The 277-nt window shown below is 65.0% G+C and carries 1 pseudogene; it reads left to right on the top strand.

From position 1 onward, the window contains the following. Positions 1–43: 43 nt before the first annotated feature. Positions 44–277: pseudogene (locus PSEWESI4_RS25255) on the top strand (hypothetical protein); the annotation flags it as partial.

Raw genomic sequence — 277 nt, 5'->3', positions numbered from 1 at the left:
GGAAGGGCGCGACGTCACCTGGCGACTGCTCCGGGGGGTGTAGGTGCTGCGTTCCCGGGTTCACCACGCCGCCCTGCTGCTGGTCCTGGCCTGGCTGGGTGCTTGTCACGCCAGGGAGGCACCGCCCATGCACATCGACTGGAAGTCCCTGCAATTCACTTGTACCCAGGAGCAGAACCCGCCACTCGACCCCGAGGCCGATATCTGGTTCCAGCAGGCCCGCGCCTACGAGAAGCAAGACAACGAAGCCAACGATGCGGAAATGGTCCGCCTGTAC

It is taken from the genome of Zestomonas carbonaria, from assembly GCF_904061905.1.
Taxonomy (GTDB): Bacteria; Pseudomonadota; Gammaproteobacteria; order Pseudomonadales; family Pseudomonadaceae; genus Aquipseudomonas; species Aquipseudomonas carbonaria.
Note: the sequence above shows the minus strand (reverse complement) of the source record. Positions and strands in the feature narration are given on the sequence as shown.